Source organism: Pseudomonas sp. JUb52, assembly GCF_004341115.1.
Classification (GTDB): domain Bacteria; phylum Pseudomonadota; class Gammaproteobacteria; order Pseudomonadales; family Pseudomonadaceae; genus Chryseomonas; species Chryseomonas oryzihabitans.
This window is the reverse complement of record NZ_SLYS01000001.1, coordinates 65,608-84,941: the sequence shown is the minus strand read 5'-3', so window position 1 is coordinate 84,941 and position 19,334 is coordinate 65,608. Positions and strand designations below refer to the sequence as shown.

16 protein-coding genes are annotated in these 19,334 nt (G+C 66.9%); 4 read left to right on the top strand and 12 right to left on the bottom strand.

From position 1 onward, the window contains the following. Window positions 1–7: 7 nt before the first annotated feature. From lpxK to EC839_RS00345, 7 genes are all read right to left on the bottom strand, one after another. On the bottom strand, window positions 8–1,015 hold the full coding sequence (gene lpxK, locus EC839_RS00375) for a tetraacyldisaccharide 4'-kinase (protein WP_132831747.1): 1,008 nt from the start codon (window positions 1,013–1,015) through the stop codon (window positions 8–10). Beyond that, window positions 1,012–1,452, bottom strand: coding sequence for a biopolymer transporter ExbD (locus EC839_RS00370; protein ID WP_007162404.1), 441 nt, complete (start codon window positions 1,450–1,452; stop codon window positions 1,012–1,014). Before EC839_RS00370 ends, lpxK begins: the two co-directional genes overlap by 4 nt. After that, window positions 1,449–2,084 carry a MotA/TolQ/ExbB proton channel family protein gene (locus EC839_RS00365; protein ID WP_132831746.1) on the bottom strand — a complete coding sequence of 212 codons (636 nt, stop codon included), beginning with the start codon at window positions 2,082–2,084 and terminating at the stop codon, window positions 1,449–1,451. Before EC839_RS00365 ends, EC839_RS00370 begins: the two co-directional genes overlap by 4 nt. A gap of 85 nt (window positions 2,085–2,169) precedes the next feature. Then, window positions 2,170–4,410 (bottom strand): DNA internalization-related competence protein ComEC/Rec2, encoded by a 2,241-nt coding sequence (locus EC839_RS00360; protein ID WP_132831745.1) that lies wholly within the window; start codon window positions 4,408–4,410, stop codon window positions 2,170–2,172. A gap of 110 nt (window positions 4,411–4,520) precedes the next feature. Then, a complete protein-coding gene (locus EC839_RS00355) occupies window positions 4,521–5,762 on the bottom strand; it encodes a lipoprotein-releasing ABC transporter permease subunit (RefSeq protein WP_132831744.1) in 1,242 nt (413 codons plus the stop codon). A 7-nt stretch (window positions 5,763–5,769) separates the two neighbouring features. Continuing rightward, window positions 5,770–6,471 carry a lipoprotein-releasing ABC transporter ATP-binding protein LolD gene (lolD, locus tag EC839_RS00350; protein ID WP_132831743.1) on the bottom strand — a complete coding sequence of 234 codons (702 nt, stop codon included), beginning with the start codon at window positions 6,469–6,471 and terminating at the stop codon, window positions 5,770–5,772. Next, a complete protein-coding gene (locus tag EC839_RS00345; RefSeq protein WP_132831742.1) occupies window positions 6,464–7,714 on the bottom strand; it encodes a lipoprotein-releasing ABC transporter permease subunit in 1,251 nt (416 codons plus the stop codon). The genes lolD and EC839_RS00345 overlap by 8 nt, the downstream gene beginning before the upstream one ends. A gap of 107 nt (window positions 7,715–7,821) precedes the next feature. Between EC839_RS00345 and EC839_RS00340 the strand changes: the two genes are divergently transcribed. The 3 genes from EC839_RS00340 to EC839_RS00330 are packed head-to-tail and all read left to right on the top strand — an operon-like array spanning window position 7,822 to window position 9,392. Then, a complete protein-coding gene (locus tag EC839_RS00340) occupies window positions 7,822–8,373 on the top strand; it encodes a PilZ domain-containing protein (RefSeq protein ID WP_132831741.1) in 552 nt (183 codons plus the stop codon). Continuing rightward, complete coding sequence (locus EC839_RS00335) at window positions 8,370–8,660, top strand: phosphodiesterase (RefSeq protein WP_132831740.1); 291 nt, start codon at window positions 8,370–8,372, stop codon at window positions 8,658–8,660. Before EC839_RS00340 ends, EC839_RS00335 begins: the two co-directional genes overlap by 4 nt. Window positions 8,661–8,675: 15 nt before the next feature. After that, window positions 8,676–9,392 carry a glycerophosphodiester phosphodiesterase gene (locus EC839_RS00330; RefSeq protein ID WP_132831739.1) on the top strand — a complete coding sequence of 239 codons (717 nt, stop codon included), beginning with the start codon at window positions 8,676–8,678 and terminating at the stop codon, window positions 9,390–9,392. A 293-nt stretch (window positions 9,393–9,685) separates the two neighbouring features. On the opposite strand, the gene sthA is transcribed toward EC839_RS00330, so the two are convergent. Both sthA and EC839_RS00320 read right to left on the bottom strand, forming a co-directional pair. Beyond that, window positions 9,686–11,080, bottom strand: a complete 1,395-nt coding sequence (sthA, locus tag EC839_RS00325; protein WP_132831738.1) for a Si-specific NAD(P)(+) transhydrogenase — start codon at window positions 11,078–11,080, stop codon at window positions 9,686–9,688. 209 nt (window positions 11,081–11,289) lie between these two features. Beyond that, complete coding sequence (locus EC839_RS00320; protein ID WP_007162394.1) at window positions 11,290–12,732, bottom strand: glyceraldehyde-3-phosphate dehydrogenase; 1,443 nt, start codon at window positions 12,730–12,732, stop codon at window positions 11,290–11,292. Between the two features lie 154 nt (window positions 12,733–12,886). On the opposite strand from EC839_RS00320, the gene mfd reads away from it, so the two are divergent. Beyond that, window positions 12,887–16,336: a transcription-repair coupling factor gene (mfd, locus tag EC839_RS00315; protein WP_132831737.1), complete on the top strand. Its 3,450-nt coding sequence runs from the start codon at window positions 12,887–12,889 to the stop codon at window positions 16,334–16,336. Between the two features lie 45 nt (window positions 16,337–16,381). On the opposite strand, the gene EC839_RS00310 is transcribed toward mfd, so the two are convergent. The 3 genes from EC839_RS00310 to EC839_RS00300 all read right to left on the bottom strand — a co-directional run bounded on the left by EC839_RS00310 (window position 16,382) and on the right by EC839_RS00300 (window position 19,121). Continuing rightward, complete coding sequence (locus EC839_RS00310) at window positions 16,382–17,122, bottom strand: S-methyl-5'-thioinosine phosphorylase (protein ID WP_132831736.1); 741 nt, start codon at window positions 17,120–17,122, stop codon at window positions 16,382–16,384. A gap of 215 nt (window positions 17,123–17,337) precedes the next feature. Next, the gene (gene nagZ, locus EC839_RS00305; RefSeq protein ID WP_132831735.1) at window positions 17,338–18,330 is read right to left on the bottom strand and encodes a beta-N-acetylhexosaminidase; all 993 of its coding nucleotides are present in this window, start codon (window positions 18,328–18,330) and stop codon (window positions 17,338–17,340) included. 80 nt (window positions 18,331–18,410) lie between these two features. Continuing rightward, window positions 18,411–19,121 (bottom strand): TetR/AcrR family transcriptional regulator, encoded by a 711-nt coding sequence (locus tag EC839_RS00300; protein ID WP_007162390.1) that lies wholly within the window; start codon window positions 19,119–19,121, stop codon window positions 18,411–18,413. Window positions 19,122–19,334 lie beyond the last annotated feature (213 nt).

Below are 19,334 nucleotides of genomic sequence, written 5' to 3'. Positions count from 1 at the left end.
GATTCCGTCAGTGAGAGTGTTCGGGCAGGAGGCGGTCGAGACGCCCGTCCAGCCACGCGACGAAGGCGGCCGAGGGCTGGGCGTCCACCGCCAGGTACCACCAGTCGGCGGCGGCGAAGGACCGGCACTTGACCGCGTCCTTCTCGGTCATCACCAGCGGCAGCGCGGGGGTGAAGGTCAGGTCCGCGGCGCTGTAGGTGGCGTGATCGGCGAAGGCATGGGGCAACGGCTGCCAGTGTAGTCCTTCGAGGGTGGCGAAGAAACGCCCGGGGTTGCCGATGCCGGCCAGGGCGTGCAGGCGCTGCCCCGGCGGAAAGAAATCCAGCGGTCGCGCCTCGCCGCTGCGCAGATTGACCAGGGCACTGGGCTGCAGGGTCAGGCCGAAGCCGTCGGCCGGATCGACCGCGGCGCCGTTGTGGATCACGGCGTCCACCTCGGCCAGGCGCTCCAGGGGTTCGCGCAGGGGACCGGCGGGCAGGCAGCGGCCATTGCCGAAGCCGCGCGCCGCATCGACCATCACCAGCTCCAGGTCGCGGGCCAGGCGATAGTGCTGCAGGCCGTCGTCGCTGAGGATGACATCGAGCGATTCTTCGGCGAGCAGGCGTTCGACGGCGCGACCGCGATCGGGATCCGTCACCAGCGCCACTCCGGTGCGCTGCACGATCAGCAGCGGTTCGTCACCGGCGACGGCGGCGGTGTCGCTGGCCCGCACCCGCCAGGGCAGACTCGGCGGCTGGGCGCCATAGCCGCGGCTGACCACCCCAACCCTCAGCCCACGCGCGCGCAGATGGCCGATCAGCCAGAGGATCATGGGCGTCTTGCCGGTACCGCCCACGGTGAGATTGCCCACCACGATGACCGGCACCGGCGCGCGATGGATGCTGCCCTGCCCCGCCAGGAACCGCTGGCGCTTGCGCCGGGCGACCCGGCGATAGAGGGCTTCGAGCGGCGCCAGCAGGCCCAGGGCCGGATGCCCCTGGTACCAGGCGCGGACCAGGCGCTCGCCCAGGCTCACGGCCGTTTCGCCTGGGCCTCGAGGGTGGTGATGCGCAGCTGGCTGAAACCCAGCTTGCCGGCAGCGTCCATGGCCATGACCACCGCCTGGTGGGTGGCGCGGCCATCGGCGGTGATCACCAGCGGCAGGCTGTTGTCACCGCCGGATTCGCGTTGCAGCGCGGTGGTCAGGCCGGTCAGGTCGTTGCGCGCCAGGGTCTGGCCGTTGAGCGCCATCTGCCCTTCGGCGGTGATGCTGATCTCCAGGATCTTGCCCTGGTTGGCGGCCGCGGCGGCGCTGTCGGCCTCGGGCAGTTCGATCTTCAGCTGGCTGGGCTTGCTGAAGGTCGCGGTCACCACGAAGAACAGCAGCAGGACGAAGATGACGTCGATGAAGGACGCCAGGTTGATATAGACCTCTTCGCGAGCGGCGCCCCCGGCGCGGCGACGGAATTTCACGCCGGGGCTCCTTCGCGGACGTCCACCTCGCGATCGCCGTGAAGGATGTCCACCAGCTTGACCGCTTCCTGCTCCATGCCCACCACCAGCTCATCGACCCGACGCAGCAGATAGCGATGGAAGAACACCGCGGGAATCGCCACCAGCAGGCCGGTGGCGGTGGTGACCAGGGCCTTGGAGATGCCGCCGGCGAGGATGGGCGCATTGGCCATGCCGTCGTTCATGAAGGCGCTGAAGATGTCGATCATGCCGAACACCGTACCCAGCAGGCCCATCAGGGGCGCCAGGGCGGCGATGCTGCCGAGGGTGTTGAGGTAGCGCTCGAGGTCGTGCACCACGCGGCTGCCGGCTTCCTCGATGGCTTCTTTCATGATGTCGCGGCCATGGCGGGAATTGGCCAGGCCCGCGGCGAGGATGTCACCCAGCGGCGAACCGGCGCGCAACTCGCGCAGCCGCTCGGCGTTGAGCTGCTTGTCCTGGATCCAGCGCCAGACCTCGGCGAGCAGCGTCGGCGGTGCGACCCGGCTGCGCCTGAGGGTCCACAGCCGCTCGGCGATGATGGCCGTGGCCAGGATGGAACTGAGGATGATCGGCAGCATCATCCAGCCGCCCGCTTTGACCATTTCGAACACGAGACCGTTACCCCCGCCGCAAAATGCGGCCACTCTAGCACGAACGCCTGAGCGCCGGTTCAGGGGCTCGACCCTGAACCGGCGCTCAGGGTGTCGGCGGCGCTGTCCGCCACCAGTGACGCGCTTGGCGCTGACCACGCGGCGCCTCCCAGCGCCCCAGGGTCCAGCTCAGGGCGCCCAGCTCGGCGGTGTCGTAGGGCAGCACGCCACGTTCGTGATAGCGCTGCATCACCTGCGGATGCGGATGGCCATAGCGATTGTTCAGCCCACGGGAGATCAGCACACCGCGCGGCTGGACGGCGTCGATGAAGGGGGCGCTGGAGCCGCTGCGACTGCCATGATGGGGAGCGACCAGCCATTCCGCGGCCAGAAACACGCCACTGGCCACCAGCTCGGCTTCACGGCGGGCATCGATATCGCCGGTCAGCAGCAGGCGCTCGCCCCTGGCCTCGACGCTGAGTACACAGGAGGAGGCGTTGGAATCCGCGTCAGGATGCCACCAGGTGGTGAAGTCGACCTCGTTCCATTGCCAATGGGCGCCGTCTGCACAGTCTTGGGCATGCAATTCCGGTTTCAACCTACCTGCCTCACCGCTGAGCACCCGGCCTGCTGGCAAGCCCCGGGCCACGGCCGGCGCACCGCCAGCGTGATCGGCATCGGCATGGCTGAGCAACATGATATCCAGGGCGCCGATGCCAGCAGCCTTCAGGTTGGGCAGGACGACCCGGGCGCCGCTGTCGTAGCTGCCCTGGCGCGGACCGGCATCGTAAAGCAGCGCATGCTGCCGGGTACGTACCAGCACGGCCAGGCCCTGACCGACGTCCAGCAAGGTGATCCGCGCCAGCCCCTCCGCTGGTACAGGCGCCAGAGGAAACAGCCCGGGCAACATCAGCAGTGCGCCGAAGCCGCGCAGCGGCACGCCCGCCGGCAGCAGAGCCAGCAACGCCCCGAGTCCCGCCAGCCACAGCGCCCAGGCCGGCGCGAGTACAGGCTGCCAGGCCGCGGCAAGGTGCGCCAATCCGCCCAGCAGCCAGAGCAGTCCCTGCAGCAAGCCACCGGCCAGCAGCAGCGCGGGATCGCCCAGCGGCGACCACAGCAGGGACAGCAGGGTCCCCACCAACGCCAGCGGCACGACCGCCATGTCCATCAGCGGCACGGCGACGGCGTTGGCCACGGGACCGCTCATACTCAGTGGCAGGCCCAGCGCCAGCAGCAGCGGCGCCAGGCCCAGGGCCATGCACCACTGGGCCCGCCCCAGGGTGACCCACCAGGGCAGTTGCCCCAGGCGACCCGCGAAGCTCCACAGCAGCAACATTACGGCGCCAAAGGACAACCAGAAGCCAGGCAGCAGGCTGACCAGGGGATTGGCGGCCAGGACCAGCACCAGGGCCAGCAACACGGCGTCCGCCAGCCGGACCTGCTGGCGCCCCAGTTGCCAGAGCAGCCCCAGGGTGACCATGACGCAGGCGCGCTGCACCGGCACCTCGAAACCGGCCAGCAGTCCGTAACCCAGCGCGGTGGCCACGGTCAGCACGGCGGCGGATAGCCGCCAGGGGAGTCGACTCGGCCAGTAGCCGCGGCGCGCCAGGATGACCACCCCGGCATAGACGCCGAGGGCGATCAGGCCGATGTGCTGCCCGGAGATCACCATCAGATGCACGGTGCCGGTGTCCTGGAACAGCTGCCACTGGGCATCGGTGATGCCCGAGCCGTCGCCCACCACCAGGGCGGCGAGCAGCTCGCCCTGCCCGGCTGGATCCCGCGTCTGCAGGTATTGCCGGATGCCGTCGCGCCAGGTCGCCAGGCCACTGGCCGCGACCAGACGCTGGCCATCCTTGACGCTGCCGGTGGCGCCTATGCCCTGGGCGATCAGCCAGGCTTCGCGATCCTGGCCCAGGGGATTGGCCAGGCCCGCGGGGCCGCGCAGTTCCGCGGCCAGGCGCCAGCGTTCGCCGGCCAGGGGGCGAGGACCGCCGTGCCAGTTCAGCCGGATGTGCGCGGGCAGTTTGACGTCGCGGCGACTGGTCGCGCCACTGAGCACGAAGCCCACCGAGTCGGCATCCACCGCGGGTAGCCCGCTCACCTGACCCTCGATCCACAATACCCGCTGCTCCAGCGCCGGATCCAGGCGATCCGCCAGGGCCCAATGCGCAGCGAGCAGCGCCCAGGCCAGGCCGAGCCCGCAGGCGCCGAGCACGAAGAAACGGGTGCCCAGCAGCACGATGGCGACCGTGGCGAGAGCCGCCAGCAGGGGCAGTGACGGCAGCGCAGGAAAGGCGCGCAGGAGCAGCACACCCAAGGCGAAGGCAAGCAGAGCGGCACGCATCAGGACTCCATCCGTGGAGAACCAGCAGGGCTTCAGATGCGCGGATTAGAGCAGTTGGAACACAGAAGTGCCAGGGCCAGGGCGTAAGGTCCGCCTGGCCCGACAGCGGATCAGTCGTAGCGCAGGGCTTCGGCCGGTGAGGTGCGCGAGGCGCGCCAGGCGGGATAGAGGGTCGCCAGGAAACTCATGCTCAGGGCGGCCACGGCGATCAGCACCACGTCTTCCAGCTCCAGCCGCGACGGCAGGTTGCTGATGAAGTACATGTCGCCGCCGAACAGCTTGTGGCCGACCAGGCGCTCCAGGGCGGCGATCCAGTTGCTGACGTTGAGCGCCGCGATGACGCCCAGCACGCCGCCGATCAGGGTACCGACCAGACCGATCACCGTACCCTGCACCATGAACACCGCCATGATCTGCCCGGGCGTGGCGCCCAGGGTACGCAGGATGGCGATGTCGGCCTTCTTGTCGGCCACCACCATGATCAGGGTGGCGATGATGTTGAAGGCGGCCACCGCCACGATCAGCAGCAGCAGCAGGCCGATCATGGTCTTTTCCATCTGCATGGCCTGGAACAGGCTGCCCTGGGAGATCGTCCAGTCACGCGCCTGGTAGCCGTCGCCCAGGGCCTTGGCCACCTCGCGGGAGATGCGCGGCGCCTGGAAGAGATCGTCCAGCGCCAGGCGGATGCTTTCCACCTGCCCCGGCTGCCAGCCCTTGAGCGGCGCGGCATCGGCGACATTGATCAGCGCCAGGGAGGCATCCAGCTCGGCGCCCACCTTGAAGGTGCCGACCACGGTGAAGCGCCGCAGTCGCGGGGTGATGCTGCCGGTGGCACCGACCTCGGGGATGATCACCGTGACCTGGCTGCCCAGCTCCAGCTGGAAGCGCCGCGCGGCGATCTCGCCCAGGACGATGCCGAATTCGCCGGGCTTGAGGGCGTCGAGACTGCCCTGGGTCATGCGCTCGCCGACGATGGACACGCGCTTTTCCTGGGCCGGATCGATGCCGTCCACCAGCAGCGGCTGCATGCGCCCACGTACCGAGAGCATGCCCTGCAACTGGGTATAGGGCACCGCCGCCAGCACATGGGGCTGCTGCTCGGCCTTGGCCGCCAGCGGGCGCCAGTCGTCCAGCGGCTGGGCGGCGCTGATGAAGGCATGGGGCACCATGCCGAGGATGCGGCCGCGCATTTCCTCCTGGAAGCCGTTCATCACCGACAGCACCAGGATCATGGCCAGCACGCCCAGGGCCAGGCCGAACATGGAGACCAGCGAGAAGAAGGAGATGAACGACCTGCGCCGCTTGGCGCGGGTGTATCTCAGGCCGATGAACAGCGAAAGCGGTCTGAACATGACGACCTCAGACCTGTCGGGCCGGCGTGGCGTCGACCAGATGGCCTTCGTCCAGGCGCAGCATCCGGTCCATCTGGCCAGCCAGCGCCTGGTCGTGGGTCACCACCAGGAAGGCGGTACGCAGCGAGGTGGACAGCTCCAGCATCAGGTCCTGGATGCCGTGGGCGGTGTGCTGGTCGAGGTTGCCGGTGGGTTCGTCGAGCAGCACCAGCTTGGGCTGGTTGACCAGGGCGCGGGCGATGGCCACGCGCTGGCGCTCGCCACCGGAAAGCTCGGCCGGCTTGTGGCCCAGACGATGACCGAGGCCGACCCGTTCCAGCAGCTTGGCCGCGCGGTCGCGGGCCTCGCCGATGGAGGCCTTGCCGATCAGCAGGGGCATGCAGACGTTTTCCAGGGCGCTGAATTCGGGCAGCAGGTGATGGAACTGGTAGACGAAGCCCATGGCGCGATTGCGCAGGAGGCCGCGGGCCTTCTCGTTCAGCGCCGACAGCTCTTCGCCGTCGAGCCAGACACTGCCGCTGCTGGGGGTATCCAGGCCGCCGAGCAGGTTTAGCAGGGTGGTCTTGCCCGACCCCGAACTGCCGACGATGGACACGCGCTCGCCCGGCTGCAGGGTCAGCTGGACGTTGCTCAGCACCTCGACGGTCTGGGGGCCTTCCTCGTAGCGCTTGCCCAGGTCCTGGCAACGCAAAACGGCTCGATCATTCATAACGCAGGGCCTCGGCGGGTTGGGTACGGGCGGCGCTCCAGGAGGGATAGAGCGTGGCCAGGAAGCTCAGGGCGAAGGACGCGCCGCAGACCAGCAGTACGTCGTGCAGCTGCAGCTGCGCCGGCAGGTAGTCGATGAAGTACACCTCGGCGTTGAGAAACTGGTGCCCGGTGACCCGCTGCACCCAGGCCAGCGCGGCGCTGACGTTGAGCGCGGCGAGCACGCCCAGCAGGCAGCCGATGGCGGTGCCGATGACGCCGATGAAGGTCCCCTGGACCATGAACACCGCCATGATCTGGCGGGGCGTGGCGCCCAGGGTGCGCAGGATGGCGATGTCGGATTTCTTGTCGGTCACCACCATCACCAGGGTGGAGACGATGTTGAAGGCGGCCACGGCGACGATCAGCAGCAGCAGCAGGCCGATCATGGTCTTTTCCATGCCGATGGCCTGGTAGAGATTGCCGTGGGTGCGGGTCCAGTCACGAGCGTACCAGTCGTTGCCGGGCAGTTGGCGGGCGATGTTCCAGGACACGTCCGGCGCCTGGAACAGGTCGTGCAGCTTGAGGCGCACGCCCTGGACCGCCGTGGCCGGCCAGCGCTGCAGGCGCGCGGCGTCCTCGATGTCGATCAGGCCCACCGAGCCGTCCAGCTCGCCGGCGCCGACGCTGAAGATGCCCACCACGGTGAATCTCTTCATGCGTGGAAACATGCCGGCCGGCGTCACGGCCACTTCCGGGGCGATGTAAGTGAGCTTGTCGCCGACCTTGACGTCCAGTTTCTCGGCCGCCAGGGAGCCGATGATGATGCCGAATTCACCCGGCTTGAGGTCGTCGAGCCGGCCCTCACGCATGAAGCTGGGGATGATCGAGACCTTGGGCTCTTCGGCCGGATCGATGGCGTTGAGCAATACCGTCTGCACCGCCTTGTCGTGGGCCAGCATGCCCTGCAACTGGGTGAAGGGCGCCACCGCGGCCACCTGGCTGTTCTGCAGCGCCAACTCGCGCACGCTGCGCCAGTCGTTGACCGGCTGGTAGGACTCGACCGTCGCATGGGGAATCATGCCGAGGACGCGATCGCGCATCTCGCGGTCGAAGCCGTTCATGACCGACAGCACCACGATCATCACGACCACGCCGAGGGCCAGGCCGATCATGGAGGTGAGCGAGATGAAGGAGACGAAATGGTTGCGGCGCTTGGCGCGGACGTAACGCAGGCCAAGGTAGATCGGCAGGGGTCTGAACATAGGCTCGCTTGCACGGCGGAAAGACGTAGGCGCCCTGCGGGTTGGACGGCGACACCGTGCCGGCTCGCCGGCTACACTCGGGGCCATCACCCACGGAGCGGCCCGACATGACCACCCCAGACGCGCGTGAACGGCGGGAATACTATCGCATCACCGACCGTATCGCACTGCAAATCAGCCCTGCCGACGGGGTCCCCGGCGAGACCGCGCCGCTGTTCGCACTCCTGAGCGAACTGCATCAGCTGGAATTCGAATCCCGTCACCTGCTGCGCAATCTGGACGAGCGCGACCGCGCCGTCACTGCCTGCCTGCGCCTGGTGCACAAGCGCCTGGACCTGCTCGGCCAGGCCTTTACCTGGAATCTCCTGCACGACAGCGGTGCCACCCGCGACGTGGTGCTGTCCGAAGGGGGCCTGGCCTTCGTCGATGCCGAGCCCTATGCCCTGGGCACCCGACTCGATCTGCGCATGGCGCTGCCGCCCCAGGGCCTGGGCCTGCAGGTGCTGGCCGAGGTGACCGGTTGCCAGGCCGTCAAGGGCGGGTACGAGATCGGCACCAGCTTCATCGAGCTGGAAGACGCCCAACGCCAGCTGCTGGCGCGCCACGTCCTGCGTCAGCAGGCGCGGGTGCGCCGCGCCGACCGCGGAGACGAGGCGTGAAACGCCCCTGGCTGGCGGTCCTGTTGCTCGGCGCCACCCTGCCCGGCTGGGCCGAGACCCTGCAGACCCCGCTGGGCCAGCAGGGCGATGCCGGCACCCCGCTGCCCTTGCGCGGCGACAGTCGCAGCCAGGTCCTGGAGCGCTTCGGCCTGCCCGATCAGGAGCACCCACCGGTCGGTCGGCCAGCCATCCGCCGCTGGGACTACAGAGATTTCAGCGTCTATTTCGAAAATGATCGGGTGCTGGACGCGGTCCGTGAACCGCGACGCCCGGTCCCCTCACCCTAGCGCCAAGGAGCCCTCATGACCCTTATTTACGGACACCGCGGCGCCCGCGGCGAAGCCCCGGAAAACACCCTGGCCGGTTTCGAGCTGTGCCTGGAACTGGGCGTCAGGCGCTGCGAGCTGGACCTGCACCTCTCCCGGGACGGCGAGCTGGTGGTGATCCACGACCCGACCCTGAAACGCACCACCGGGCGTGGCGGCAAGGTCAGCGAAAAGGCCGTCGCCGATCTGGTTGCCCTGGATGCGCGCCAGGGGGGGCCGGTCTGGCCGCGCCCCTGCCCCATCCCGACCCTGCGCGAGCTGTTCGAGAAGTGCTCCTTCGAACACTGGCAGCTGGAGGTGAAGAGCGCCTCGCGGGTGCGGGCGGCGCAGACCGTCAGGGCCATCGCCCAGCTGGTCGAGGAATTCGGCCTGCAGGACAGGATCACCGTGACCAGCGCCTCGCGCGAGGTCCTGCGCGCCCTGCAGCGCGACACCCCACAGCTGGCGCGTGGGCTGGTGGCGGAATACGCCTGGCTGGATCCGCTCAAGGTGGCCGCTCACTACGACTGCCACCTGCTGGCGCTGAACTGGACGCTGTGCACCCCGGAGCGGCTGCTCAAGGCTCAGCGCCAGGGCCTGCATGTCTCGGTCTGGACGGTGAACGACGCCAGCCTGATGCGCCGCCTGGCCGATTTCGGCGCGGACAGCCTGATCACGGATTTTCCGAGTCTGGCGCGACGGACGTTGGGGTAGACGCTGGTCGAAGCCCGGGACGTATTGGGCTTCGCTGCGCTCAACCCAACCTACGAAAGCCAAATCTATCGGCCATCGCGGCCATGGGCCGCTCCTACAAGCACGAACGTTACCGTAGGAGCGGCCGCATCGGCGGACCGCCATGGCCGCGATATGAGCCGACGCAGATCCGTAGCGTGGAAAACGGCGCAGCCTTTTCCACTGAGCGTTTGCTGCAGCAAGCGCCCTCACCCCAACCCTCTCCCACAGGGAGAGGGAGTTAGCAGACGGCCATGGCCGCGATGTGAGCCGACTCAGAACAACCGGTTCAAGCCATCGAAGGCCGCGACCCGGTAGGCCTCGGCCATGGTCGGGTAATTGAAGGTGGTGTTGACGAAATAGCGGATGCTGTTCGCCTCGCCTTCCTGGTTCATGATCGCCTGGCCGATGTGCAGGATCTCCGACGCCTGGTCGCCGAAGCAGTGCACGCCCAGCACCTGCAGGGTCTCGCGGTGGAAGAGGATCTTCAGCATGCCCACCGGCTCGCCGGAAATCTGCGCCCGCGCCATGCTCTTGAAGAAGGCCTTGCCGACCTCGTAGGGCACCTTTTCCTGGGTCAGCTCGCGCTCGGTCTTGCCCAGCGAACTGATCTCGGGAATGGTGTAGATGCCGGTGGGAATGTCGTTGACCACCCGCCCGTTGTTGTCGTGCAGGATGTTGTCCGAGGCCGAACGCCCCTGGTCGTAGGCGGCACTGGCCAGGCTCGGCCAGCCGATGACGTCGCCCGCCGCGTAAATGTTGGCGACCGAGGTCCGGTAATTCTCGTCGACGGTGACCTGGCCCCGGCTATTGACCGAGATACCCACGTTCTGCAGGCCCAGCTGATCGGTGTTGCCGGTCCGGCCGTTGCACCACAGCAAGGCATCGGCACGCAGCTTCTTGCCGGACTTCAGGTGCAGGATGACGCCGTTCTCCTGGCCTTCGATGCGCTCGTATTCCTCGTTGTGACGAATGAGCACATTGTTGTTCTGCAGGTGATAGCTCAGGGCGTCGGAGATCTCGTCGTCGAGGAAGCTGAGCAGCTGGTCGCGATTGTCGATCAGATCCACCAGCACACCGAGGCCGCTGAAGATGGAGGCGTATTCGCTGCCGATCACCCCGGCGCCGTAGATGATCAGCCGGCGCGGAGTATGGGTCAGCGACAGGATGGTGTCGCTGTCGTAGATGCGCGGATGGCTGAAGTCCACGTCCACCGGGCGATAGGGCCGCGAGCCGGTGGCGATGACGACCTGCTTGGCCACCAGGCGCTCCAGGTCGCCGCGCAGGTTGACGATCTCGATGGTGTTCTCGTCGGCGAAGCTGGCGGTGCCGAAGAACAGGTCGACACGATTGCGCGCGTAGTAGCCGGTACGGGACGACACCTGCCGGGCGATCACCCGCTCGGCACTGCGCAGCACGTCGGGAAAGGAGAACCAGCGCGGCTCGCCGATGGAGCGGAACATCTCGTTGGTGTTGAACTGGATGATCTGCTTGACCGAATGGCGCAGCGCCTTGGAGGGAATGGTACCCAGGTGGGTGCAGTTGCCGCCGACCACCTGGCGATTGTCCACCACCGCCACGCGACGGCCATTCTTGGCGGCGTTCATCGCCGCGCCCTCGCCTGCCGGTCCCGAACCCAGTACCACCACGTCGTAGCTATAGACCGCCATGCTTTCTCCTCAGAAGGTTAGCCGTCCGCAGGCGACGGCTGGAGCCGGACCGCCTCGCGAGAGGCCGGATCCGGCGCGAGATCGCCCCATGGGGCTGCGACCTCTTGTCACGGGTCGCTATTGTGGCGCAAAACCCGGTCAAAACGAAAACGGGAGCCACGCGGGCTCCCGTTTTTTCTTGCAAGTCAGCCTTGCCTAGGACGCAAGACTCAGGCCGGGAAGGCCGGCGGATTGACACCCGCCATCTCTTCCAGCACCCGCACGACCTGGCAGCTGTAGCCGAACTCGTTGTCGTACCAGACATAGAGGACGACGCGGTTGTCGCTGACGATGGTGGCACCGGCATCGACCACACCCGCATGACGGGAGCCGACGAAGTCGCTGGACACCACTTCCGGCGAGTTCACGAAGTCGATCTGCTTGTGCAGCGGCGAATGCAGCGCCATCTCGCGCAGGTACTCGTTGATCTCGTCCTTGCTGGTGGCGTTTTCCAGGTTCAGGTTGAGGATCGCCATGGAGACGTTGGGCGTCGGCACGCGGATGGCGTTGCCGGTCAGCTTGCCAGCCAGCTCCGGCAGTGCCTTGGCCACGGCCTTGGCGGCCCCGGTCTCGGTGATGACCATGTTCAGCGCGGCGCTGCGGCCACGGCGATCGCCCTTGTGGAAGTTGTCGATCAGGTTCTGGTCGTTGGTGTACGAGTGCACGGTCTCGACGTGACCGTTGACGATGCCGTACTTGTCGTTGACCGCCTTCAGGATCGGCACGATGGCGTTGGTGGTGCAGGAGGCCGCGGTGACGATGGTGTCTTCGGCGGTGATGGTGTCATGGTTGATGCCATGCACGATGTTCTTCAGGCTGCCCTTGCCGGGTGCGGTCAGCACCACGCGGGAAACGCCCTTGCACTTGAGGTGCTGGCCCAGGCCTTCGGCATCGCGCCACTTGCCGGTGTTGTCGACCACGATGGCATCCTGGATGCCGTACTGGGTGTAGTCGACGGTGGTGGGATCGTTGGAGTAGATGACCTTGATCAGGGTGCCGTTGGCACACAGGGTGCTATTGGCTTCGTCGACGGTGATGGTGCCGTCGAAGGAACCGTGCACGGAATCGCGACGCAGCAGGCTGGCACGCTTGACCAGATCGTTGTCGGCGCCCTTGCGCACGACGATGGCGCGCAGACGCAGGCCGTCGCCGCTACCCTGGTGCTCGATGAGGATGCGCGCCAGCAGGCGGCCGATGCGACCGAAGCCGTAGAGTACGACGTCCTTGCCCTTGCGCTGCTCGACGCCCTGCTTGCCGACCACGGCGGACAGCTCGCTGCGCAGGAAGTCCTTGAGGTCGCGACCGGCGCCTTCGGCCTTGAACTTCAGGCTCAGGCGGGCGAGGTCGATGGAGGCGGCGCCCAGTTCCAGCTCGCTCAGGGCCTTCACCAGCGGGTAGGTGTCCTGCACGGACAGCTCGACGTTGTCGATCTGGCGAGCGAACCGGTGGGCCTTGAGAATGGAGATCACCGAACGGTTGACCAAACCGCGACCGTAAATGGAGGTCACAACATTGTTGTTACGGTACAGCTGACCAATCAGGGGAATCATGGCCTCGGCGAGCGCTTCGCGATCGATCCATTCTTCAAGGCACTGCTCAGGCTTCTGACTCACGACAAATCCTTCCCTATGTAGGAGCTGAAAAAAGGAACTACATTATGACCGCGCTGCCTGTCCCAGGCAATCTACGCGCGTCGCTGCACTGACAGCGCGAAAGCCCGGTCGTTACAATCCCAACCCTCCCGAAATCCACCGGAGTTCCGCCCGCGTGTCAGTTTTGCGTACCCCGTCAATTCCTGAAACCGCCGGCCGCCAGCAGTGGGGCAACCTGCCCGGCGCCGCGCTAGCCCTCGCCATCGCTGAAGCCGCCAAGGCCGCGACACGCCGCTTCACCCTGCTGATTACCCAGGACAGCCAGACCGCCGATCGCCTGGAGCAGGAACTGCGCTTCTTCGCCCCCGAATTGCCGGTGCTGAATTTTCCCGATTGGGAGACGTTGCCCTACGATGTCTTCTCGCCGCACCAGGACATCATCTCCCAGCGCGTCGCCACCCTTTATCGGCTGCCGGAGCTCTCCCACGGCATTTTGGTAGTCCCTCTGGCGACCGCCCTACACCGCCTGGCGCCCACCCGTTTCCTGCTCGGCAGCAGCCTGGTGCTGGACGTCGGCCAGCGGCTGGACGTGGAAGCCACCCGTGCGCGCCTGGAAGCGGCCGGCTACCGATATGTGGATACGGTGTACGAACACGGCGAGTTCGCCGTGCGCGGCGCCCTGATCGACCTCTTTCCCATGGGCAGCAACCTGCCCTACCGGATCGACCTGTTCGACGACGAGATCGAGACGCTGCGCACCTTCGATCCGGAGACGCAGAGATCCATCGACAAGGTCGACAGCATCCGCCTCTTGCCGGCGCGGGAATTCCCGCTGCATAAAGAGGCAGTGACCGGCTTTCGTGCGCGGTTTCGCGAAAGATTCGACGTGGACTATCGCCGCTGCCCCATCTATAAGGATCTGGCCAGCGGCATCACCCCGGCAGGCATCGAGTACTACCTGCCGCTGTTCTTCGACGAGACCTCGACCCTCTTCGACTATCTGCCGGCCAACACCCAGGTGTTTTCGCTACCCGGTATCGAACAGGCCGCCGAGCAATTCTGGACCGATGTCCGTAATCGCTATGAAGACCGCCGGGTCGATCCGGAACGACCCTTGCTACCGCCGGCCGATGTCTTCCTGCCGGTGGAAGACTGCTTCGCCCGGCTGAAGGCCTGGCCACGGGTGGTCATCGGTGCGGACGATCTGGAGTCCGGCGTGGGCCGCGAGCGCTTCGCCGCACGCGCCTTGCCGGACCTGGCCATCGACGCCAAGGCCAGCCAGCCGCTGGCGGCCCTGGAGCACTTCATCACCGATTTTCCTGGTCGCGTGCTGTTCACCGCGGAAAGCGCCGGTCGCCGCGAGGTGCTGCTGGAGCTGCTGGCCCGCCTGAACCTGCGCCCTGGCCAGGTCGAAGGCTGGGCAGCCTTCCAGGCCAGCGCCGAGCGCATCGCCATCGCCCTGGCGCCGCTGGACGAAGGCCTGGTGCTGGATGACGCCGGCGTCGCCCTGATTCCGGAAAATCCGCTGTTCGGCCAGCGCATCATGCAGCGCCGCCGTCGCGAGAAGGGCCGCGACGCCGGCGAGAACGTCATCAAGAACCTCACCGAGCTGCGCGAAGGCGCGCCGGTGGTGCACATCGATCATGGCGTGGGCCGCTACATGGGCCTGATCACCCTGGAGCTGGACGACCAGCCCCAGGAATTCCTGCTGCTCGAATACGCCGACGACGCCAAGCTCTATGTGCCGGTGGCCAACCTGCACCTGATCGCCCGCTATTCGGGCACCGACGATGCCCTGGCGCCGCTGCACAAGCTGGGTTCCGAGACCTGGCAGAAGGCCAAGCGCAAGGCCGCCGAACAGGTCCGCGACGTGGCTGCCGAGCTGCTCGACATCTATGCCCGCCGCGCCGCGCGCAAGGGCTATGCCTTCAAGGATCCGGCGGCGGACTACGCCACCTTCTCCGCCGGCTTCCCCTTCGAGGAGACGCCGGACCAGCAGGCCGCCATCGAGGCGGTGCACCGGGACATGCTGGCGGGCACGCCCATGGATCGCCTGGTCTGCGGCGACGTGGGCTTCGGCAAGACCGAGGTGGCCATGCGCGCGGCCTTCATCGCCGTGCACGGTGGACGCCAGGTGGCGGTGCTGGTCCCCACCACCCTGCTCGCCCAGCAGCACTACAACAGCTTCCGCGATCGCTTCGCCGACTGGCCGGTACGCGTCGAGGTGATGAGCCGCTTCAAGTCGGCCCAGGAAGTCGCCGCCGCCGCGCGCGAGCTGGCCGACGGCAAGATCGACATCATCATCGGCACCCACAAGCTGCTGCAGGGCGATGTGAAGTTCAAGGACCTGGGCCTGGCCATCATCGACGAGGAACACCGCTTCGGGGTGCGCCAGAAGGAACAGCTCAAGTCGCTGCGCAGCGAGGTGGACATCCTGACCCTCACCGCCACGCCGATTCCACGCACCCTGAACATGGCAGTGGCCGGCATGCGCGACCTGTCCATCATCGCCACGCCGCCCGCGCGGCGCCTCTCGGTGCGTACCTTCGTCATGGAGGAGCAGAACGCGGTGATCAAGGAAGCCCTGCTGCGCGAATTGCTGCGCGGCGGCCAGGTGTATTTCCTGCACAACGAGGTCAAGACCATCGAGAAGCGCGCCCGCGAACTGGCCGAACTGGTGCCCGAGGCCCGCGTCGGCATCGGCCACGGGCAGATGCGCGAACGCGATCTCGAACAGGTGATGAGCGACTTCTACCACAAGAGATTCAACGTTCTGGTGGCCTCGACCATCATCGAGACCGGCATCGACGTGCCCAGCGCTAATACCATCATCATCGAGCGCGCCGACAAGTTCGGCCTGGCCCAGCTGCACCAGCTGCGTGGCCGCGTCGGCCGCAGTCACCACCAGGCCTATGCCTATCTGCTCACGCCGCCGCGCAAGGGCATGACCCCGGACGCCGAAAAGCGCCTGGAAGCCATCGCCGGCGCCCAGGACCTGGGGGCCGGTTTCATCCTGGCGACCCACGACCTGGAGATCCGCGGCGCTGGCGAACTGCTCGGCGAAGGCCAGAGCGGCCAGATCCAGGCGGTTGGCTTCACCCTCTACATGGAAATGCTGGAGCGGGCGGTCAAGGCCATTCGCAAGGGCGAGCAACCTAACCTGGAGCAACCCCTGGGCGGCGGCCCGGACATCAACATGCGCGTGCCCGCGCTGATCCCGGAAGACTACCTGCCCGATGTCCATGCGCGGCTGATCCTCTACAAGCGCATCGCCTCGGCGGCGGACGAAGACGCCCTCAAGGAATTGCAGGTAGAGATGATCGATCGCTTCGGACTCCTGCCGGAACCGACCAAGAATCTGGTGCGCCTGACGCTGCTCAAGCTGCGTGCGGAAGGCCTGGGCATCGTCAAGGTGGATGCCGGGCCCCAGGGCGGACGGTTGGAATTCGCCGTCGATACCCAGGTGGATCCGCTGGTGCTGGTGAAGATGATCCAGGCGCAGCCGAAGAAATATCGGCTGGAGGGCGCGACCCTGTTCAAGTTCCAGGTACCGATGGAGCGGGCGGAAGAGCGCTTCAACGTCCTGGAAGCCCTGTTCGATCGCCTGACGCCCGCCGCCAGCTGATCGAAGAGCCGCGCCCGGGTAACCCCGGGAGCGGCTCGGGTGCTGTCAGCCCGCCAGCACCTCGGCCAGCACCTGGCGCACCTCGTCGATGCCGCTGGCCAGGACGGCTTCGATCTCGGCCATGGTGATTTCCCGCTGCACCTTGCCGGCCGCCGGATTCACCACCAGCGCCAGGCAGGCATAGGGCAGGCCCAGTTCGCGGGCCAGCGCCGCTTCCGGCATCCCGGTCATGCCTACGATGTCGCAGCCGTCGCGCTCCAGCCGAACGATCTCCCCCGCCGTCTCCAGGCGCGGTCCCTGGGTCGCGGCATAGACGCCATGGTCGCTGTGCGGCAGCTGCAGTTTGCGCAGTGCGCCGAGCAGACGCTGCCGCAGGGTCTCATCGTAGGGAAAGCTGAAGTCGATGTGGGTGACGTGCGCAAGGTCGGCCCCTTCGAAGAAGGTATGGCCGCGCCCCCAGGTGTAATCCACCAGTTGATGAGGCACGCACAGATGGCCACTGCCCATGGCGGCATGGATACCGCCCACGGCGTTCACTGCGACGACGGCCTCGGCACCGGCCTCCCTGAGCGCCCAGAGGTTGGCGCGGTAGTTGACCTGATGCGGCGGGATGCGATGGGGATGGCCGTGGCGCGCCAGGAACAGCACCTCGCGCCCGGCATAGTGGCCGCGCTGCACGGGCGCCGAAGGCGCACCCCAGGGGGTTTCGAAGGTCCGGGCCTGGTCCAGCTCGAGGCCGGCGAGCGCGGTGAGGCCGGTACCGCCGATGATGGCGTAGGTGGTCATGAGAATGTCCTTAGAGCCTGTTCAAAGGCTCGCGAGCTAGAGACGAACAAGGCGAAAATGCCTGAGGAAGCGGATCGGACTCGCGCTCGACCGGGCTCGCGTGCGAGTTTACGTGTGGTAAATGAGCATTGCGACGGGGCCGCCCAGGCGCGGCTGGCGATCCAGGGCGTTTTTAACGCGGTTTGGCCGACGCGCAGCAGGCTTTGAATAGACTCTTAGATGAGTTCAGCCTGGCGCAGCCGCCGCAGGGCGAGACTCCACTGCGGTTGCTGCCGGTAATCGAGATCGACGTGGCGGCGGGCCCTCATGCTGGCCAGGCGTGGCGCGGGCGAAATGCCCAGCCGTTGCACCCGGGTCAGGGCCAGCTCGGCCGCTGCGCGGTCGTTGCATACCAGTCCCATGTCGCAGCCGGCGCCGAGCGCGGCCTCGACGCGCTGGCCGGCATCGCCCGCGACGTGGGCGCCAGCCATCGACAGGTCGTCACTGAAGATCACGCCCTGATAATCCAGCTCGCCACGCAGGATGTCCTGCAGCCAGCGCCGGGAAAAGCCGGCTGGCTGGGGATCCACCGCGGGATAGATGACGTGAGCGGGCATCACGGCGCCCAACGCTGGCAACAGGGCCTGGAACGGACGCAGGTCGGTCCGCAGCAGAGTGTCCAGATCGCGCTCGTCGGTGGGAATGGCATAGTGGGAATCGGCTTCGGCCCAGCCATGCCCGGGGAAGTGCTTGCCGGTGGCGGCCATACCGGCGTCGCCCATGCCGGCGATGAAGGCGCCACCCAGTTCGATCACCTGCTCGGCATCGCCGAAGGAGCGTGCGCCTATGACCTGGCTGCGCCCATGATCGACGTCCAGCACCGGGGCGAAGCTGAAGTCCAGCCCTACCGCCAGGATCTCGGTCGCCATCAGCCAGCCGCAGAGTCGGGCCAATTCCGCGCTGTCCGCGCGACCGCCCAGCTGCCCCATGGCCGGCAGCCGCACCACGTCGCGGCGCAGGCGCTGAACGCGTCCCCCTTCCTGGTCCACGGCCAGCAGCAGTTCCGGCCGCAGCGCGCGGATGGCACGGCACAGCTCGCGAACCTGGCCCGGGGTTTCGATGTTGCGGGCGAACAGGATCAGTCCGCCCACCTCCGGCTGGCGCAGCAGCTGGCGATCCTCGGCGGTGAGCCAGGTGCCAGCGATATCGACCATCAGGGAGCCTTGCATGGATACCTCGTCCGAATGCTCCGGCGCACGGCGCCGTGAAAGGGACGCAAGCTTACCCCAGCCACCCTCGATGCCGCAGCCTAGTAGGTCTCGGCCGTCTCCACGGCGACCGGCCGCCGCGGCCGGTACTGGGCCTGGGCCAGCTCCGGTGCGTGCATCGCCGTGGGCGCCCGCATGCCGGTGGCGAGAAAGGGCACCATCAGCCGCAGCACCTGGTCGGTGTGGGTATCGACACCGAAATCGTTCTCGCCAATGGCCCGCAGCGCCTTGATGCCGGACATGCTGAACACGGCTGCGCCGAGCATGAAGTGGGCGCGCCAGAACAGTTCCAGGGGAGGAATCTCGGGAACGGCCCGGTTCACCAGCAGCAGGAAGCGGCGGAAGGCGCGGCCATAGGTCTGCTCCAGGTATTTGCGCAGGTGGCCCTGGCTCTGGCTGAACGCCAGGCCCAACAGCCGCATGAACACCGAGAGGTCGTTGCCATGCCGTGGCTTGATGGCCAGGGAGTGATCCACCAGCAGATTCAGCAGCGCCTCCAGGCTCACCTCCTCGCCATTCCTGGGCTGCCACTGATCCAGATCCCGCTCCAGGTTGAAGCAGAAGGGATCGAGAAAGCGCGAGAACACCGCCTGGATCAGGGCCTTCTTGGAACCGAAGTGATAATTGACCGCCGCCAGGTTGACTCCCGCTCTGGTGGTGATGAGTCGCAGCGAGGTCTCGGCAAAGCCGCGCTCGGCGAACAGTTGCTCGGCCGCATCCAGAATGCGCTCCACGGTATCCGACTGCGCCATGACCTTCCTCGATAGATGAGTTCCGTTTGAAACATATGTTTCAAACGCTATCGAAGTCAATCGCGGCTCCGCCACAAGCCTCCAGCCAATGGCCTGGAAGCCCAGTGATTCCGCCATCTGCGGGCTTTTGGTCCCGATTCCGGCCTGTCGTCCGAAGTCGAGGTCGGTGGCCTTGCCTACCACCTGGAGTTACTGTATATAATCACAGCATCA

Bases quoted from the DNA above. Each gene is read 5' to 3' on its own strand.
- EC839_RS00360 (WP_132831745.1), bottom strand. From the start codon at position 4,410: ATGCGTGCCGCTCTGCTTGCCTTCGCCTTGGGTGTGCTGCTCCTGCGC.
- EC839_RS00355 (WP_132831744.1), bottom strand. From the start codon at position 5,762: ATGTTCAGACCGCTTTCGCTGTTCATCGGCCTGAGATACACCCGCGCC.
- lolD (WP_132831743.1), bottom strand. From the start codon at position 6,471: ATGAATGATCGAGCCGTTTTGCGTTGCCAGGACCTGGGCAAGCGCTAC.
- EC839_RS00345 (WP_132831742.1), bottom strand. From the start codon at position 7,714: ATGTTCAGACCCCTGCCGATCTACCTTGGCCTGCGTTACGTCCGCGCC.
- EC839_RS00340 (WP_132831741.1), top strand. From the start codon at position 7,822: ATGACCACCCCAGACGCGCGTGAACGGCGGGAATACTATCGCATCACC.
- EC839_RS00330 (WP_132831739.1), top strand. From the start codon at position 8,676: ATGACCCTTATTTACGGACACCGCGGCGCCCGCGGCGAAGCCCCGGAA.
- sthA (WP_132831738.1), bottom strand. From the start codon at position 11,080: ATGGCGGTCTATAGCTACGACGTGGTGGTACTGGGTTCGGGACCGGCA.
- EC839_RS00310 (WP_132831736.1), bottom strand. From the start codon at position 17,122: ATGACCACCTACGCCATCATCGGCGGTACCGGCCTCACCGCGCTCGCC.
- nagZ (WP_132831735.1), bottom strand. From the start codon at position 18,330: ATGCAAGGCTCCCTGATGGTCGATATCGCTGGCACCTGGCTCACCGCC.
- EC839_RS00300 (WP_007162390.1), bottom strand. From the start codon at position 19,121: ATGGCGCAGTCGGATACCGTGGAGCGCATTCTGGATGCGGCCGAGCAA.